This is a genomic window from Pseudomonas fluorescens (genome assembly GCF_902497625.1).
GTDB lineage: Bacteria > Pseudomonadota > Gammaproteobacteria > Pseudomonadales > Pseudomonadaceae > Aquipseudomonas > Aquipseudomonas fluorescens_BQ.
The window spans coordinates 31,531-46,642 of sequence record NZ_CABVGX010000015.1; the positions used below are offsets into that span (position 1 = coordinate 31,531).

The following is a 15,112-nucleotide window of genomic DNA, read 5'->3' on the forward strand; positions in this document are numbered from 1 at the left end:
CAAGCGTTGCTGCATCCGGGCCTGCGATCAGCGTCGCTTGGCCATCTCGTTGATGAAGCGATCGAACAAGGGCGCTACGTCGTTCGGGCCAGGGCTGGCTTCCGGGTGACCCTGGAAGCTGAAGGCGCTTTTGTCGGTACGTTCGATGCCTTGCAGGGTGCCGTCGAACAGCGATTTGTGGATCGCTCGCACGTTGGCTGGCAAGGTCGCTTCGTCTACCGCAAAACCATGGTTCTGGCTGGTGATCATGACCACGCCGCTGTCCAGATCCTGGACCGGGTGGTTGGCACCGTGGTGGCCGTGGCCCATTTTTACGGTCTTCGCGCCAGAGGCCAGGGCCAGCAATTGGTGGCCGAGGCAGATGCCGAACACCGGAATCTCGGTTTCCAGCACGTCCTTGATCGCCTGGATCGCGTAATCGCAAGGCTCCGGGTCGCCTGGACCGTTGGACAGGAACACGCCGTCCGGCTTCATCGCCAGTACATCCGCGGCAGGGGTCTGGGCCGGCACCACGGTCACGCGGCAGCCGCGCTCGACCAGCATACGCAGAATGTTCAGCTTCACGCCGTAGTCGAAGGCCACTACGTGGTACGGCAGGTCGGAGGCGTCGATGGTCGCGTGGCTGTCGGTTTTCAAATCCCAGACAGTCGAACGCCACTCATACTGCTCTTTGGTGCTGACGACTTTCGCCAGGTCCATGCCTTTGAGGCCAGGGAAACCCTGGGCGGCGGCGATGGCGGCTTCTTCGGAAATGTTGTCACCGGCCATGATGCAGCCGTTCTGCGCGCCCTTTTCACGCAGGATGCGGGTCAAGCGACGGGTGTCGATACCGGCGATTGCCACCACATTGTTGGCTTTCAGGTAATCGGACAGGGACATCGTGTTGCGCCAGTTGCTTGCAACCAGTGGCAGGTCGCGGATCACCAGGCCTGCAGACCAGACGCGGTCGGACTCGGCATCTTCCGGCGTGGTGCCAGTGTTGCCAATGTGCGGGTACGTCAAGGTAACGATCTGTTGGGCGTAGGAAGGATCGGTAAGAATTTCCTGATAGCCGGTCATGGCGGTATTGAACACCACCTCACCAACGGTTTGACCGTCGGCTCCAATTGCTTCGCCGCGGAAAATGCTGCCGTCAGCAAGGGCGAGTATGGCTGGCTTAGTCAAGAAGACCTCCCGTAAATAAAACCTGAAAGGGCGATCGCAGGTGTAAAAAAGCGGAGTGACGTATGGACACGTCACCCCGCTCATTCACTGAATTATTCTGCGCGCTTTTAGTGAACACACTAAAGCTGTAGCTTACAGAAAAAGGCAATTTTGGTCTACCGCCAATGAGCCTTAAAGACCCGAGGATGCGACAGCCGTCGCCAGGCGGAGGAAAACCGGGCTCAACGCCTGGGTTTGAACCCGGTTTCAGGCGCATCTCAACGCAGGTCGAGCACGTCCTGCATGTCGTAAAGGCCTGGCTCACGCCCATCCAGCCACAGGGCTGCACGGACCGCGCCCTTGGCAAACGTCATCCGGCTCGATGCCTTGTGAGTGATTTCCAGGCGCTCACCTTCACAGGCAAACAGCACTGTATGGTCGCCGACCACATCGCCGCCGCGCACGGTAGCAAATCCAATGGTTTCCCTTTCACGCGCGCCGGTATGACCTTCGCGACCGTAAACCGCCACTTTCTGCAGATCACGATCCAGCGCAGCGGCGATCACTTCACCCATGCGCAGCGCTGTCCCTGATGGCGCGTCGATCTTGTGCCGGTGATGGGCTTCGATGATCTCGATGTCCGCATCATCACCCAACACGCGAGCGGTCATCTCGAGCAGTTTCAGCGACAGGTTGACGCCGACACTGAAGTTGGCCGCGAAAACAATCGGAATGACCTTGCCCGCCTCAGCCAGCAATTGCTTCTGGGCAGCGTCCAGCCCGGTAGTGCCGATGACCATCGCCTTGCCAGCCTTGCGGCAGAACGCGAGGTTTTTAAGCATGACTTCCGGCAGCGTGAAATCGATCAACACATCGAACTCTTCAGCCACCGCTTCCACGTGCCCTGAAAGCGGCACGCCGATGCGACCCAGCGAAGCCAGCTCACCGGCGTCGACACCGATCAGCGTGCTGCCAGGACGGACAATGGCAGCCGTCAGCCCGGTCAGCGGTGCGCGCTGCTGCACCGCCTCGACCAGAATCTTGCCCATGCGCCCGGCAGCGCCCATCACAGCTATACGTCGCATGCCGACTCCTTACAAATCGCCGAAGAAGCGCTTCACGCCTTCGAACCAACCGGTGGTTTTTGGCGAGTGGCTGTTGTCATCCGCCAGAGAACTGCGGAACTCTTCGAGCAATTCACGCTGACGACGACCCAGGTTGACCGGGGTTTCGACCGCTACCCGACACATCAGGTCGCCCGCGCCGCCACCACGAACCGGGGCAACGCCCTTGCCGCGAACACGGAACTGCTTGCCGGTCTGCGTCCCCTCAGGAATCTTCAGCTTGACCCGACCATCGAGCGTTGGAATCTCCAGTTCGCCACCCAGCGCAGCATCGACAAAGCTGATCGGTACTTCACAGAACAAATGCTTGCCGTCGCGCTGGAAGATCGCATGCTCGCGCACGTTGATCACCACGTACAGATCGCCCGTCGGACCACCCTGCGCACCCGCCTCGCCTTCGCCGGACAGACGAATGCGATCACCGGTATCAACACCGGGCGGCACTTTCACGGAAAGGGTCTTGTACTCTTCGACCCGGCCTTCGCCGTGGCAGGAATCGCACGGATCAGAAATGATCTTGCCCTGGCCATGGCAACGCGGGCAGGTCTGCTGCACCGAAAAGAAACCCTGCTGCATACGAACCTGACCGATACCGCCACAGGTCGGGCAGGTAACCGGCGCAGAGCCTTTCTTCGCGCCCGAGCCGTCACACGGCTTGCAGTTGACCAGTGTCGGGACGCGGATATTCACGGTGGTGCCGCGAACCGCTTCTTCCAGATTCAGCTCCAGGGTGTAGCGCAGATCACTGCCGCGCTGAGCGCCGCCACGAGCACCGCCGCGACCGCCACCAAAGAAGTCACTGAAGACATCACCAAAGATGTCGGAGAAGTTCTGACCGCCGAAACCTGGACCGCCACCGCCCATGCTCGGGTCGACGCCAGCGTGACCATACTGGTCGTACGCTGCGCGCTTGCTCGAATCGGACAGCACTTCGTAGGCCTCGTTGGCCTCCTTGAACAGTTCTTCCGACGCTTTATCATCGGGATTACGGTCCGGGTGGTGCTTCATTGCCAGGCGACGGTAGGCCTTCTTCAGATCTGCTTCGCTTGAGCCACGCTCAACACCCAATACTTCGTAATAGTCACGCTTTGCCATAAGTCTTTTGCACTCTTAAGGACGTCCGGCAAACCCCTCCTGAGCCTCGCCAAACTCGTTGAGCCCCAATACAGGCCCGGACCCAACTCACGTCAATTCAACGATCCTGGTCTTGTTTCGATACGGTACTTAGGGCGCGGGAAGCAGGAGCATTCCCGGCCATACCAGCAACACACGAAGGTTCGTCGCATGTTGTAAAAATTCGCGTACTCCAGACACGCCAACGCGGGAGCAGGCTCCCGCGCGGCGACATCCTACCAGTCACCGCCTGAAGGCAGTCAACCGGGCGACCAACAACTTACTTCTGGTCTTTAACTTCTTCGAACTCGGCGTCGACGACGTCGTCAGCCTTCTCAGCCTTCTCGTCCTGCGGCGCAGCGCCTTCAGCAGGCTGGGCCTGTTCGGCGTACATTTTTTGCGCCACTGGAGCGGAGACTTTCGACAGCTCTTCAACCTTGGCTTCGATGGCAGCCTTGTCGTCGCCTTTGACAGCAACTTCCAGCGCAACCACTGCCGCTTCGATCGCAGTCTTCTCTTCAGCGCTCACCTTGTCGCCAGCATCAGCGATCATTTTGCGCGTCGAGTGAACCAGTGCATCGCCCTGGTTACGGGCAGCGGCCAGCTCTTCGAACTTGCGGTCTTCGTCAGCATTGGTTTCAGCATCGCGGATCATCTGCTGAATCTCTTCCTCGGACAGACCGGAGTTGGCCTTGATCACGATCGACTGAGTCTTGCCGGTGGCCTTGTCTTTCGCGCCAACGTGCAGGATGCCGTTAGCGTCGATGTCGAAGGTCACTTCGATTTGTGGCACGCCACGTGGAGCTGGTGGAATCTCGGCCAGATCGAACTTGCCCAGAGACTTGTTCTGCGCGGCTTGCTTGCGCTCACCCTGCAGGACGTGAATGGTCACCGCGCCCTGGTTATCGTCGGCAGTCGAGAACACTTGCGATTTCTTGGTAGGAATCGTGGTGTTTTTCTCGATCAGCGCAGTCATCACGCCGCCCATGGTTTCGATACCCAAAGTCAGCGGGCTGACGTCGAGCAGCAGAACGTCCTTCACGTCACCAGCCAATACTGCGCCCTGGATAGCAGCACCCATTGCAACGGCTTCGTCCGGGTTCACGTCTTTACGAGCTTCTTTACCGAAGAACTCGGTGACCAGCTTCTGAACCAGTGGCATACGGGTCTGACCGCCGACCAGGATCACGTCGTTGATCGCGCCGATGTCGATACCGGAGTCTTTCAGGGCAATGCGGCATGGCTCGATGGTGCGTTGAACCAGGTCTTCTACCAGCGATTCCAGCTTGGCGCGGGAGATCTTCACGTTCAAGTGCTTGGGACCGGTAGCGTCTGCAGTGATGTACGGCAGGTTGACGTCGGTCGAATTGCTCGAAGACAGTTCGATCTTGGCTTTTTCAGCGGCTTCTTTCAGGCGCTGCATGGCCAGCGGGTCACCTTTGAGGTTCATGCCGCTTTCTTTCTTGAATTCGTCAACGAGGTAGTCGATCAGACGAATGTCAAAGTCTTCACCGCCCAGGAACGTATCGCCGTTGGTGGCCAATACTTCGAACTGGTGCTCGCCATCAACTTCTGCGATTTCAATGACGGAAACGTCGAAAGTACCGCCGCCCAGGTCATAAACGATCACGGTGTGATCGCCCTTGGCCTTGTCCATACCGTAAGCCAGTGCGGCTGCAGTGGGTTCGTTGATGATGCGTTTAACGTCCAGACCGGCAATACGGCCGGCGTCTTTGGTCGCCTGACGCTGGCTATCGTTGAAGTAGGCCGGAACGGTGATGACTGCTTCGGTCACTGGCTCGCCGAGGTAGTCTTCGGCGGTCTTCTTCATTTTCTTCAGAATTTCAGCCGAGATTTGTGGCGGCGACATCTTCTGGCCGTTCACTTCTACCCAGGCATCATTGTTGTCAGCCTTGACGATCTTGTAAGGGACCATCTGGATGTCTTTCTGAACGACTTCTTCTTCGAAACGACGACCGATCAGACGCTTCACCGCGTACAGAGTGTTGTGCGGATTGGTCACTGCCTGACGCTTGGCGGACTGGCCGACCAGGATCTCGCCATCATTGGCGTAAGCAATGATCGACGGCGTGGTGCGCGCGCCTTCAGCGTTTTCAATAACTTTGGCCTTGCCGTTTTCCAGCACGGAGACGCAGGAGTTGGTAGTCCCCAGGTCGATACCGATAATTTTGCCCATGTTAACTCTCCCGAAACTTTGGATTTGGTTGCCGCAGCAGTGGTGGCTAACTGCGGTAGCACTTAAACGCTTGACTTATAAATGGGGGCCTTGCGACCGATTTCAAGCCTGCTCATCAATAGAAGGCGAAACCGGTGCCGGAGCCTTGCTGACCACGACCATGGCCGGGCGCAGCAGGCGACCATTGAGCTGATAGCCCTTCTGGAACACCTTGAGTACGCTGTTCGGCTCGACGTCGGCGCTTTCCTGCATGGCCATGGCCTGGTGCTGAACAGCGTTGAACGGTTCGCCATGCGGATCGATCGCTTCCAGCTGATAGCGCTTCAGGGTGTCCTGGAACATTTTCAGGGTCAGCTCGATGCCTTCGCGCATTGGCCGGATGCTTTCGTCATCCGGGCTGGACAGCTCCAGGCCGCGCTCGAGGCTGTCGATGATCGGCAGCAAATCGCCGGCAAATTTTTCCAGGGCGAATTTGTGCGCTTTTTCTACATCCTGCTCGGCACGACGACGGACGTTTTGCAGATCAGCCGCTACACGCAAGGCTTGATCCTGGGCGCCAGCCAGTTGCTCTTCGAGCACTTGTACACGAGCCGCCAGGTCGTTGCCCGAATCCTGGGCAGTCTGATCGGCATCTAGGTTTTGCGTATCCACTGTCTGTTCGTCAGCCATAGATTTCTCCTTTCAATAACGTCCGCGAGCTCAACCCGCGCTTCTGTGCCGATATATGGGGCCGCAAAATCCTGCTTCAAGGGTCGGTGGCGATTAACCCTACAAAAAACAGCTGCATTACTCGTCACGACCGCCGACATTTCGTCGGCCCGGACAGATCATGCCGACAATGGGCATTGTCAGCTCAAAACAAAACACTGTATAAATAACCAGACCTCAAGCCTGGGAGCGGCCTTTATGCTGGTGCACCTGTCCGTACACAACTACGCCATCGTCGAACATCTCGATCTCGAACTTGATCGCGGAATGAGCGTGATCACGGGTGAAACCGGCGCCGGCAAGTCGATAATGCTCGACGCACTGGGCTTGACGCTCGGCGACCGTGCCGACAGCGGCGTGGTCCGCCCTGGCGCGGACAAGGCAGACATCCTCGCCACCTTCGATCTGGTCGACATTCCGGAAGCCAGCGCCTGGCTCGCCGAGCGTGACCTCGAGAGCGACGGCCCGTGCATCCTGCGCAGGGTCATCACCGCCGAAGGGCGCTCGCGAGGCTACATCAATGGCACACCCTGCCCCCTTGGCGACCTCAAAGCCCTGGGCGAACTGGTCATTGATATCCACAGTCAACATGAGCATCAATCGCTGCTCAAGACCGACACGCACCGCCGCCTGCTCGATGAGTACGCCGGCGCTACAGACCTCGCCCGCCAGGTACAACTCGCCGCTCAACGCTGGCGCCAGACCCGCCAGGAACTGGAGCGCCTTTCCAACTCCGGCGATGAACAACGTGCTCGCCATCAGTTGCTCAGCTACCAACTCGAAGAGCTGGAGAACCTGGGTCTCGGTGAAAACGAGCTTGAGCAGCTGGAACAGGAACACAAGAACCTGACCAATGCCGAAACCCTGCTCGGTATCTGCCGCCAGGTGGTTGAGCAATGCAGTGAAAGCGATTCCGGCAATGTCCTGAATGCGCTGACCGCCAGCCTCAACCGTTTGTCTAGCGTAACCACCTCGGTGGGCGCGCTCGGCGAAGCCAGCAGCTTGCTGACCAGTGCGCAGATTCAGGTGGAAGAAGCCGTCGGCGAGCTGAATCGCTTTCTCGACAATTTCGACGCCGACCCGGCGCGCCTGCAATACCTGGAGGAGCGTCTTGACTCGATCTACACCATGGCGCGCAAGCACCGCATCCAGCCGACCGAGGTTGCCGAAATGCAGCAGCGCCTGCTGGATGAAATTGAAACCCTGAATGCAAACGATGAGTCGATCGAACGCCTCAGCGATGAACTGGCGTCGTATGCCCGTCATTATCAGGAGAAAGCCCGGGAGTTGAGCGATCTGCGCCATCAGGCCTCCAGCAGCCTGGCCAGTGCGGTCGAACAGGAAATCCAGCGCCTCGGCATGCCGGGCGGCCGCTTCACTATTGAATTGCGCCCTAACAGCAGCGACGAGTTGCTACCGAACGGGCTCGAACAAGTTGAATTGCTGGTCAGTGCCAACCCGGGTCAGCCGCTAAAGGCTTTGGCCAAGGTGGCGTCGGGCGGTGAGCTGTCGCGGATCAGCCTGGCGATCCAGGTAATCACCGCACAAACATCGCGCGTTCCAACGCTGGTATTTGATGAAGTGGACGTAGGCATCGGCGGCCCGACGGCCGAGATCGTTGGCCAGTTGCTACGTCGCCTGGGCGAACGGGGCCAGGTGCTGACAGTGACTCACCTGCCGCAAGTGGCCGCCCAAGGGCATCAGCATCTATTTGTACACAAGGTACGAGGCGAAGATGCTACCCGCACCGCCGTCTCCAAGCTGAGTAAAAATGATCGCGTGGAAGAAGTGGCGCGAATGCTCGGCGGGATTGACCTGACCAAGGAATCCTTGGCGCACGCGAAGAAAATGGTCGTCACCGCGAAAATTTAAGGATGGCAGACAGCACGAAGGCGACCCTGGGGTCGCCTTCGCTCGTTTCGCGAACATCATGCTCGCGCGACATGCTTACTTTTTCTTGCGTACGTACAACACAAGATTGTGATCAACCATCTCGAAGCCATACTTGTCGACGATGGCCTTCTGCAGACGCTCGATTTCTTCGTCGAAGAATTCGATCACTTCACTGGTTTCGACGTTGACCATGTGGTCGTGATGCTTGCCGTCATCCAGCTCGAAGACCGCGTGGCCTCCGTCGAAGTTGTGCCGCACCACAAGGCCAGCTGCCTCGAACTGGGTCAGAACACGGTAAACCGTGGCCAGACCGACGTCCTCACCAGCCTCCATGAGCGCCTTGTAAACATCCTCGGCACTCATGTGGCGTTGCTCGGCGGAATCGAGCATTTGCAGAATCTTGACCCTTGGAAGGGTCACTTTGAGGCCGGCTTTGCGTAGTTCGCTATTTTCAACCATGGTCAGCTTTCTCGCGATGCTGCTTCGCAGCTTCTCTTAATGCGGGTATGATCGGCGTTTACGTTGTCCCAGCCAAGATAGTGGAAGTCGCCCACCGATGCAAAACACCAAGCTCTTGCTAACCAGTTTCACCTTTGTGGGACTGCTCGCACTCGCCGGTTGTTCATTCCCCGGGGTTTACAAAATCGACATCCAGCAGGGCAATGTCGTCACGCAGGACATGATAGACCAGTTACGCCCGGGAATGACCCGTCGGCAAGTACGGTTTATCATGGGTAACCCTCTGCTGACCGACACGTTCCATGCCGATCGCTGGGATTATCTGTACAGCCTGCAACCGGGTGGCGGTGAACGCCAACAGGAACGCATTAGCGTTATCTTCAACCCAAATGACCAACTTGTCAGCCTCTCTGGTGATTTCATGCCAGGCGTGAGTCGCGACGATGCCATTCTCGGCAAGGACACTGACACTACCGTCAATGATCCTGCGCAGAACGTCGAGCAGCCGAAACCGGAAACTCCGGCCAAGCCAGGTTCGTTGCTGGATCAGATCCAGAAGGACGTCGACGGCGTAGAAACCGTTCCGGTCCCGACTCCAGAACCGCTGGATACCTCGCCGCAATAATTTGCGACGCAATAAAAAACCCGGCATGTCCGGGTTTTTTATTGTCTGGAGTTTGCTCGGGTTACTGATTACGCGCTTTGGCCTCGGCAGCCTTGGCGGCGCGAAGCCGTCGCATCTCTTTGGGGTCAGCCAGGAGCGGACGATAGATCTCGATCCGATCTCCCGACTGCACGAGGCGAGAATCGGCATCGGTAATGACCTTGCCAAAAATACCGACCGGACAATCGCTCAACTCCAGCTCCGGGAACGCGCCGCCTATTCCGGACACGGCCACCGCCGCACGCACCGTGGTGCCAACAGGCACCGCAACAGTCAGGAGTGCCTGCCGATCAACAGCAGCGTAAACCACCTCAATTTCCACGGTCGGCTCAGCCATGCATCTGCTTCGCCCGCTGGCAGAACGCATCGACCAGCGTGTTGGCCGCCTGATTGAACAAGGGTCCCAGCGTGGCTCGAACGATCGGCCCCGCGTAATCGAAGGACAAATCGAGGCTGATTTTGCAGGCCTTGTCGGTGAGCGCCTTGAACACCCAGATGCCATGCAACTGAGTAAAGGGGCCTTCTTCAAGATTCATTTCAATCGATTGCCCGGGCACCAGCGTATTGCGCGTGACGAAATGCTGACTGAGGCCACCCTTGGCGACGCCAACACTGGCGCGCATATGCTCGTCAGAGCTTTCCAGGACTTCGGCCGAGGAGCACCACGGGAGAAATTCCGGATACCGCGCCACATCGTTGACCAGGTCATACAAGGCTTGCGCCGGATACGGCAGCAGGGCCGAACGTTGAATGTGTGTCGTCATGTCAGCGTCACTTCCACAGCTGGGCGGCAAACACTACGAGAATGCCGATGGGCGCCACATAGCGCATCAGGAACAGGCTGAAGGCAAACAACACCGGGCTGCGGATCGACAGTTCGTCGCGTACCGCCTCTCGGCCCATCACCCAGCCTGCAAACACCACGAAACATAAGCCACCAAGTGGCAACATGATTCGCGAGGTGAAGAAATCGATCACACCGAAGAAGTCCAGACCTCCGGTCGCTCCCCATTGATAGAGATGAAACACCCCGCCTTCGTTCACGAAAAACTTCGCTTGCTTCCAGATATTGAAGGAAAAGACTGTGCCCAGACCAACAAACCAGCAGGTAAATGCGAGCCAGAACGTCACCCAGGCGCGGCTGAGTTTCGAGCGCTCCACCAGGTACGCCACCATGGGTTCGAGCAAGGAAATAGCGGAACTCCACGCAGCAATTGCCACCAGAACAAAGAACACCACGCCCATTATTTGGCCGAACGCGACGTTACCGAACGCAAAGGGCAGGCTGACGAACATCAGGCCCGGCCCTTCACTCGGGTTCAGGCCCGCGGCGAAGACAATCGGAAACAATGCCAGCCCGGCCACGAGCGAAACGAAGGTATCCAACAGCGCGACGCCGACCACGGTACCTGAAATCGACGAATGCCTGGGCATGTAAGCGCCGTAGATCATGATCGAACCCACACCGACGCTTAGTGAAAAGAATGCATGGCCCATGGCGGGGAGCAAACCGTCCAGGACCTTTTCCGGATGGAAGTCGAACATGAAGTGCACGCCCTCCATGAAATGCCCGGTGGTCATGCTGTAACCCAGCAACACCAGAATCATTACAAACAGCAACGGCATCATGATGCGCAGACTGCGCTCAAGACCCGCGACCACGCCTCGGGCAATGACCAGCGCAGAGAGCAGCATGAAAATCGTGTGCCAAAGTGTCAGGCGCCATGGATCGGCAATCACATTGCCGAAATACGCACCGACCTGGTCAGGCGTGACGCCCTGGAAATCGCCACGGCCCATGTCGATGATGTAATCCAGCGACCAGCCGCCGACAACGCTGTAGAAGGACAGGATCAGCAACGCCGTGATCATCCCGGCGAAGGCCCCCCAGGACCATTTCGTCGAACGCCCTGCTTCCAGCGCCAGCACCTTCAGCGCATTGGCCGGACTCTGCCGGGCACGGCGGCCGATCAGCGTTTCCGCCAGCATGACCGGTACGCCGATCAGCGCAATGCACGCCAGGAACATCAGCACAAAGGCGCCGCCGCCATAGACGCCGACCATGTACGGAAATTTCCAGATGCTACCCAGGCCCACGGCCGAACCGGTCGCGGCGAGTATGAAGACCCATCGGCTAGCCCAACTGCCGTGGACAGAAACCTTGTCTGTCGACATCGTTATCACGCCCAAGCGTTCAAAAAAGAGGGCGCATTGTCCGGGATTCAATCAACCTGCTCAAGCACGTAGCGATACCGTAGCCGACTCGCGCGCAACTCCCTATAATGCCGCCCCTATGGCTAAACAGAAGAAACACCCAACAGGGACCATCGCGCAAAATAAAAAGGCGCGACACGATTACTTCATCGAACATCGGTTCGAGGCTGGTCTGGTCCTGGCCGGCTGGGAAGTAAAAAGTCTGCGGGCTAGCAAGCTACAGCTGGTTGACAGTTATGTACTGCTCAAGGATGGCGAAGCCTGGCTGCTCGGCAGCCACATCACGCCGCTGATGACGGCGAGCACGCACGTCATCGCCGATCCGACCCGCACCCGCAAATTGCTGCTCAACCGGCGCGAACTGGAAAAGCTCGCCTCTGCGGTGCAGCAAAAAGGTTACGCCTGCGTATGCCTGTCCTGGTACTGGAGCAAGCACATGGTCAAGTGCGAGATCGCTCTGGGCAAGGGCAAGAAGGAATACGACAAGCGCGATACCGAGCGCGAGCGCGACGCCGGCCGAGAGCTGCAGCGTGCGGTGCGCAACAAGGGCAAGGAAGATTAATCTTCCGCCCAGTCATCGATCATTGTGCCGAGGTTGCTTGTCGCATCGCCCCGTTCGGGCAGGTGGCAGCCGTCGATGCCGGGACGGCTCCGCTGTCCAACGGGGGCAAGCCCCCTCGCCACAATGACAAGCCACCTCGCCACAGTGAATTGTTTTCGCGCTATCACGTCCCCTTGCGCCGCTCTGCCCGAGCCATGCGCTGTACTTCCTGACGCACTTCCTCCAGCACTTCCTGCACATACAGAATGTGTCGACTGGAAACTTCCCGCGCCTGCTCCGCCCGCCCCTCGATAATTGCCATGTACAACTCCCGATGCTGAGTGATCAGCATGTCGCGGGTTTCCGTGCGCTGTTTGTACATGCCACCGATGTTGGTCACCACGTTGCGCTTGAGCAGGTCAAACAACCCGCGAATCGTGTGCAGCAACACCGCGTTATGACTGGCCTCGGCGATCGCCAGGTGAAATTTCGCGTCAGCCGCACCCTCTTCCGCGCGACTGACGTCATCGTGACGCGAGTAGCAGTCTTGCAACTCATTGAATGCCGCCGTCAGCCGCTCACGGTCAACATCGGTCGCGCGCAACGCTGCGTAATAGGCGCAAGAGGCTTCCAGCGTATGGCGAAATTCCAGCAGATCACGTTGCGCCTCTGGATTGCTTTCGAGCAGATGCAGCAAAGGATCACTGAACGTCGTGCCCAGTGACTCAACGACGTAATTGCCGCCACCCTGCCGACTAACCAGCAGCCCTTTGGCGGCCAGCTTCTGAATCGCCTCGCGCAACGAAGGACGCGACACGCCGAACTGCTCGGCCAGCGCCCGCTCGGCCGGCAAGCGTTCACCGGCCTTCAGCGTGCCCTCAAGGATCATCCCCTCAAGCTGCTCGACAATATCGTCAGACAAACGGCGCTGACGAATCTGATCAAAAGCCATAACTCATTCTCCACGATCCCGACGGCTCGCCGGGCTCTCTATTCTGGCCTACCTGCACATGCCCGGCATCTAACGGATGGCTTCCCCACCTCGCAAATCCATGACATCCGCCGCGCCTATACGACAAAAGTTTTAGGGCGGCAAATTGACACACCGCATAGAAGGCTTTTACCCTAGCCGACAGCGATTGTAAATTGGTATTACCAATTATCCAAGAACGCTGATCAGTGCCTGACCAACAACAATTAGGGGCCACCCCATATGCAAACCTGGCAACAGCTCTACAGTCCGCTCGGCAGCCTTGGCTTGTCCGCACTCGCGGCCGTCATCCCCATCGTGTTTTTCTTCCTGGCTTTGGCGGTATTTCGCCTCAAAGGCCACGTCGCTGGCAGCATCACCCTGGCTTTGTCGATCGTGGTTGCAATCTTCGCCTTCCAGATGCCGGCTGACATGGCGTTTGCTGCTGCCGGGTATGGCTTCGCGTATGGCCTGTGGCCGATTGCGTGGATCATCGTCGCTGCAGTGTTCCTCTACAAACTGACGGTCAAGAGCGGTCAGTTCGAAGTGATCCGCAGCTCGGTACTGTCAATTACCGATGACCAACGCCTGCAAGTGCTGCTGATCGGTTTCTGCTTCGGCGCGTTTCTGGAAGGTGCCGCCGGTTTCGGTGCACCGGTCGCAATTACCGCTGCGCTTCTTGTCGGGCTGGGCTTCAACCCGTTGTACGCCGCAGGCCTGTGCCTGATCGCCAACACCGCACCCGTGGCGTTTGGCGCACTGGGCATTCCGATCATCGTCGCCGGCCAGGTGACCGGCATTGACGCGTTCAAGATTGGCGCCATGACCGGCCGCCAACTGCCCTTGCTGTCACTGTTCGTGCCGTTCTGGCTGGTGTTCATGATGGACGGCATGCGCGGCGTCAAGGAAACCTGGCCGGCGGCGCTGGTGGCAGGTTTGAGTTTCGCCATCACTCAGTACTTCACTTCGAACTACATTGGCCCGGAACTGCCGGACATCACCTCGGCCCTCGCCAGCCTGATTTCCTTGACGCTGTTCCTGAAAGTCTGGCAGCCAAAACGCGCTGCCGGCCAGCACATCGCCGGCGCCGTTTCGGCTTCCGTGGTGAGCGCCAGCGCCGGAGGTTTCGGTCTGCCGCGCAGCACCGTCGCATCGCCTTACAGCTTTGGGGAAATTCTCAAGGCGTGGTCGCCGTTCCTGATTCTCACCGTCCTGGTGACGATCTGGACCCTGAAACCGTTCAAGGCCATGTTTGCCGCCGGCGGCTCGATGTACAGCTGGGTGTTCAACTTCGCCATCCCGCATCTGGACCAGATGGTGATCAAGGTCGCGCCAATCGTGACCGCGCCTACGGCGATTCCTGCGGTGTTCAAACTCGACCCGATCTCGGCGACCGGCACCGCGATTTTCTTTTCCGCGCTGATCTCGATGCTGGTGCTGAAGATCAATGTCAAAACTGGTCTTACCACTTTCAAAGAGACGCTGTACGAACTGCGCTGGCCGATTCTGTCCATCGGTATGGTGCTGGCATTCGCCTTCGTCACCAACTACTCCGGCATGTCGTCGACCATGGCTCTGGTGCTGGCAGGTACAGGCGCGGCGTTCCCGTTCTTTTCGCCATTCCTCGGCTGGCTGGGCGTGTTCCTGACCGGCTCGGATACCTCATCCAACGCCCTGTTCAGTTCGCTGCAGGCCACTACCGCGCACCAGATCGGTGTCAGTGACACCCTGCTGGTAGCGGCAAACACCAGCGGCGGCGTGACCGGCAAGATGATCTCGCCGCAGTCGATCGCCGTGGCTTGCGCCGCGACCGGTCTGGTGGGCAAAGAATCGGATCTGTTCCGTTTCACCCTCAAGCACAGTCTGTTCTTTGCAACGATTGTCGGCGTGATTACCTACGTCCAGGCCTACTGGCTCACCGGCATGCTGGTGCACTAACGGACTACGGGCACACGTAAACACCGACGCCGGACCACGACTCCGGCGTCAGCTATTCACCACCCGGTCTGTAAGGCTGCTGAAAGCAACGCTCTCTATATTCAGCAGCCTCAGCAGACGGATAACCGGGCCCACCCGGAGACGCCTG

The 15,112-nt window shown here is 58.5% G+C and carries 14 protein-coding genes; 4 read left to right on the forward strand and 10 right to left on the reverse strand.

All coding sequences use genetic code 11. The features are described from left to right. Window positions 1–27: 27 nt before the first annotated feature. From carA to grpE, 5 genes are all read right to left on the reverse strand, one after another. Window positions 28–1,164, reverse strand: a complete 1,137-nt coding sequence (gene carA, locus F8N12_RS11395; RefSeq protein ID WP_150580523.1) for a glutamine-hydrolyzing carbamoyl-phosphate synthase small subunit — start codon at window positions 1,162–1,164, stop codon at window positions 28–30. A gap of 257 nt (window positions 1,165–1,421) precedes the next feature. Beyond that, window positions 1,422–2,228, reverse strand: coding sequence for a 4-hydroxy-tetrahydrodipicolinate reductase (dapB, locus tag F8N12_RS11400; RefSeq protein WP_150580524.1), 807 nt, complete (start codon window positions 2,226–2,228; stop codon window positions 1,422–1,424). 9 nt (window positions 2,229–2,237) lie between these two features. Further along, window positions 2,238–3,362: a molecular chaperone DnaJ gene (gene dnaJ, locus F8N12_RS11405; protein ID WP_150580525.1), complete on the reverse strand. Its 1,125-nt coding sequence runs from the start codon at window positions 3,360–3,362 to the stop codon at window positions 2,238–2,240. Window positions 3,363–3,660: 298 nt separating this feature from the next. Further along, on the reverse strand, window positions 3,661–5,577 hold the full coding sequence (gene dnaK, locus F8N12_RS11410) for a molecular chaperone DnaK (RefSeq protein ID WP_150580526.1): 1,917 nt from the start codon (window positions 5,575–5,577) through the stop codon (window positions 3,661–3,663). A 102-nt stretch (window positions 5,578–5,679) separates the two neighbouring features. After that, window positions 5,680–6,246 carry a nucleotide exchange factor GrpE gene (grpE, locus tag F8N12_RS11415; RefSeq protein ID WP_150580527.1) on the reverse strand — a complete coding sequence of 189 codons (567 nt, stop codon included), beginning with the start codon at window positions 6,244–6,246 and terminating at the stop codon, window positions 5,680–5,682. A 237-nt stretch (window positions 6,247–6,483) separates the two neighbouring features. Between grpE and recN the strand changes: the two genes are divergently transcribed. After that, window positions 6,484–8,157 (forward strand): DNA repair protein RecN, encoded by a 1,674-nt coding sequence (gene recN, locus F8N12_RS11420; protein WP_028623118.1) that lies wholly within the window; start codon window positions 6,484–6,486, stop codon window positions 8,155–8,157. Window positions 8,158–8,232: 75 nt separating this feature from the next. Here recN and fur read toward each other — a convergent pair whose 3' ends face one another. Then, the gene (fur, locus tag F8N12_RS11425) at window positions 8,233–8,637 is read right to left on the reverse strand and encodes a ferric iron uptake transcriptional regulator (protein WP_003197684.1); all 405 of its coding nucleotides are present in this window, start codon (window positions 8,635–8,637) and stop codon (window positions 8,233–8,235) included. 97 nt (window positions 8,638–8,734) lie between these two features. Between fur and F8N12_RS11430 the strand changes: the two genes are divergently transcribed. Further along, on the forward strand, window positions 8,735–9,262 hold the full coding sequence (locus tag F8N12_RS11430) for an outer membrane protein assembly factor BamE (protein ID WP_150580528.1): 528 nt from the start codon (window positions 8,735–8,737) through the stop codon (window positions 9,260–9,262). Between the two features lie 61 nt (window positions 9,263–9,323). On the opposite strand, the gene F8N12_RS11435 is transcribed toward F8N12_RS11430, so the two are convergent. The 3 genes from F8N12_RS11435 to F8N12_RS11445 are packed head-to-tail and all read right to left on the reverse strand — an operon-like array spanning window position 9,324 to window position 11,476. Next, on the reverse strand, window positions 9,324–9,638 hold the full coding sequence (locus F8N12_RS11435) for an RnfH family protein (RefSeq protein WP_150580529.1): 315 nt from the start codon (window positions 9,636–9,638) through the stop codon (window positions 9,324–9,326). After that, the gene (locus F8N12_RS11440; protein ID WP_150580530.1) at window positions 9,631–10,065 is read right to left on the reverse strand and encodes a type II toxin-antitoxin system RatA family toxin; all 435 of its coding nucleotides are present in this window, start codon (window positions 10,063–10,065) and stop codon (window positions 9,631–9,633) included. The genes F8N12_RS11435 and F8N12_RS11440 overlap by 8 nt, the downstream gene beginning before the upstream one ends. Before the next feature lie 7 nt (window positions 10,066–10,072). Continuing rightward, window positions 10,073–11,476 (reverse strand): sodium-dependent transporter, encoded by a 1,404-nt coding sequence (locus tag F8N12_RS11445; protein ID WP_150580531.1) that lies wholly within the window; start codon window positions 11,474–11,476, stop codon window positions 10,073–10,075. A gap of 118 nt (window positions 11,477–11,594) precedes the next feature. Between F8N12_RS11445 and smpB the strand changes: the two genes are divergently transcribed. Further along, window positions 11,595–12,077, forward strand: coding sequence for an SsrA-binding protein SmpB (smpB, locus tag F8N12_RS11450; RefSeq protein WP_150580576.1), 483 nt, complete (start codon window positions 11,595–11,597; stop codon window positions 12,075–12,077). Between the two features lie 163 nt (window positions 12,078–12,240). On the opposite strand, the gene F8N12_RS11455 is transcribed toward smpB, so the two are convergent. Next, the gene (locus F8N12_RS11455; protein ID WP_150580532.1) at window positions 12,241–13,008 is read right to left on the reverse strand and encodes a GntR family transcriptional regulator; all 768 of its coding nucleotides are present in this window, start codon (window positions 13,006–13,008) and stop codon (window positions 12,241–12,243) included. 261 nt (window positions 13,009–13,269) lie between these two features. Between F8N12_RS11455 and F8N12_RS11460 the strand changes: the two genes are divergently transcribed. After that, the gene (locus F8N12_RS11460; protein ID WP_150580533.1) at window positions 13,270–14,964 is read left to right on the forward strand and encodes a lactate permease LctP family transporter; all 1,695 of its coding nucleotides are present in this window, start codon (window positions 13,270–13,272) and stop codon (window positions 14,962–14,964) included. The last annotated feature ends 148 nt before the right edge of the window (window positions 14,965–15,112 follow it).

Coding starts and splice junctions, on each gene's coding strand:
- dapB (WP_150580524.1), bottom strand. CDS start 2,228: ATGCGACGTATAGCTGTGATGGGCGCTGCCGGGCGCATGGGCAAGATT.
- dnaJ (WP_150580525.1), bottom strand. CDS start 3,362: ATGGCAAAGCGTGACTATTACGAAGTATTGGGTGTTGAGCGTGGCTCA.
- dnaK (WP_150580526.1), bottom strand. CDS start 5,577: ATGGGCAAAATTATCGGTATCGACCTGGGGACTACCAACTCCTGCGTC.
- grpE (WP_150580527.1), bottom strand. CDS start 6,246: ATGGCTGACGAACAGACAGTGGATACGCAAAACCTAGATGCCGATCAG.
- recN (WP_028623118.1), top strand. CDS start 6,484: ATGCTGGTGCACCTGTCCGTACACAACTACGCCATCGTCGAACATCTC.
- fur (WP_003197684.1), bottom strand. CDS start 8,637: ATGGTTGAAAATAGCGAACTACGCAAAGCCGGCCTCAAAGTGACCCTT.
- F8N12_RS11430 (WP_150580528.1), top strand. CDS start 8,735: ATGCAAAACACCAAGCTCTTGCTAACCAGTTTCACCTTTGTGGGACTG.
- F8N12_RS11435 (WP_150580529.1), bottom strand. CDS start 9,638: ATGGCTGAGCCGACCGTGGAAATTGAGGTGGTTTACGCTGCTGTTGAT.
- F8N12_RS11440 (WP_150580530.1), bottom strand. CDS start 10,065: ATGACGACACACATTCAACGTTCGGCCCTGCTGCCGTATCCGGCGCAA.
- F8N12_RS11445 (WP_150580531.1), bottom strand. CDS start 11,476: ATGTCGACAGACAAGGTTTCTGTCCACGGCAGTTGGGCTAGCCGATGG.
- smpB (WP_150580576.1), top strand. CDS start 11,595: ATGGCTAAACAGAAGAAACACCCAACAGGGACCATCGCGCAAAATAAA.
- F8N12_RS11455 (WP_150580532.1), bottom strand. CDS start 13,008: ATGGCTTTTGATCAGATTCGTCAGCGCCGTTTGTCTGACGATATTGTC.
- F8N12_RS11460 (WP_150580533.1), top strand. CDS start 13,270: ATGCAAACCTGGCAACAGCTCTACAGTCCGCTCGGCAGCCTTGGCTTG.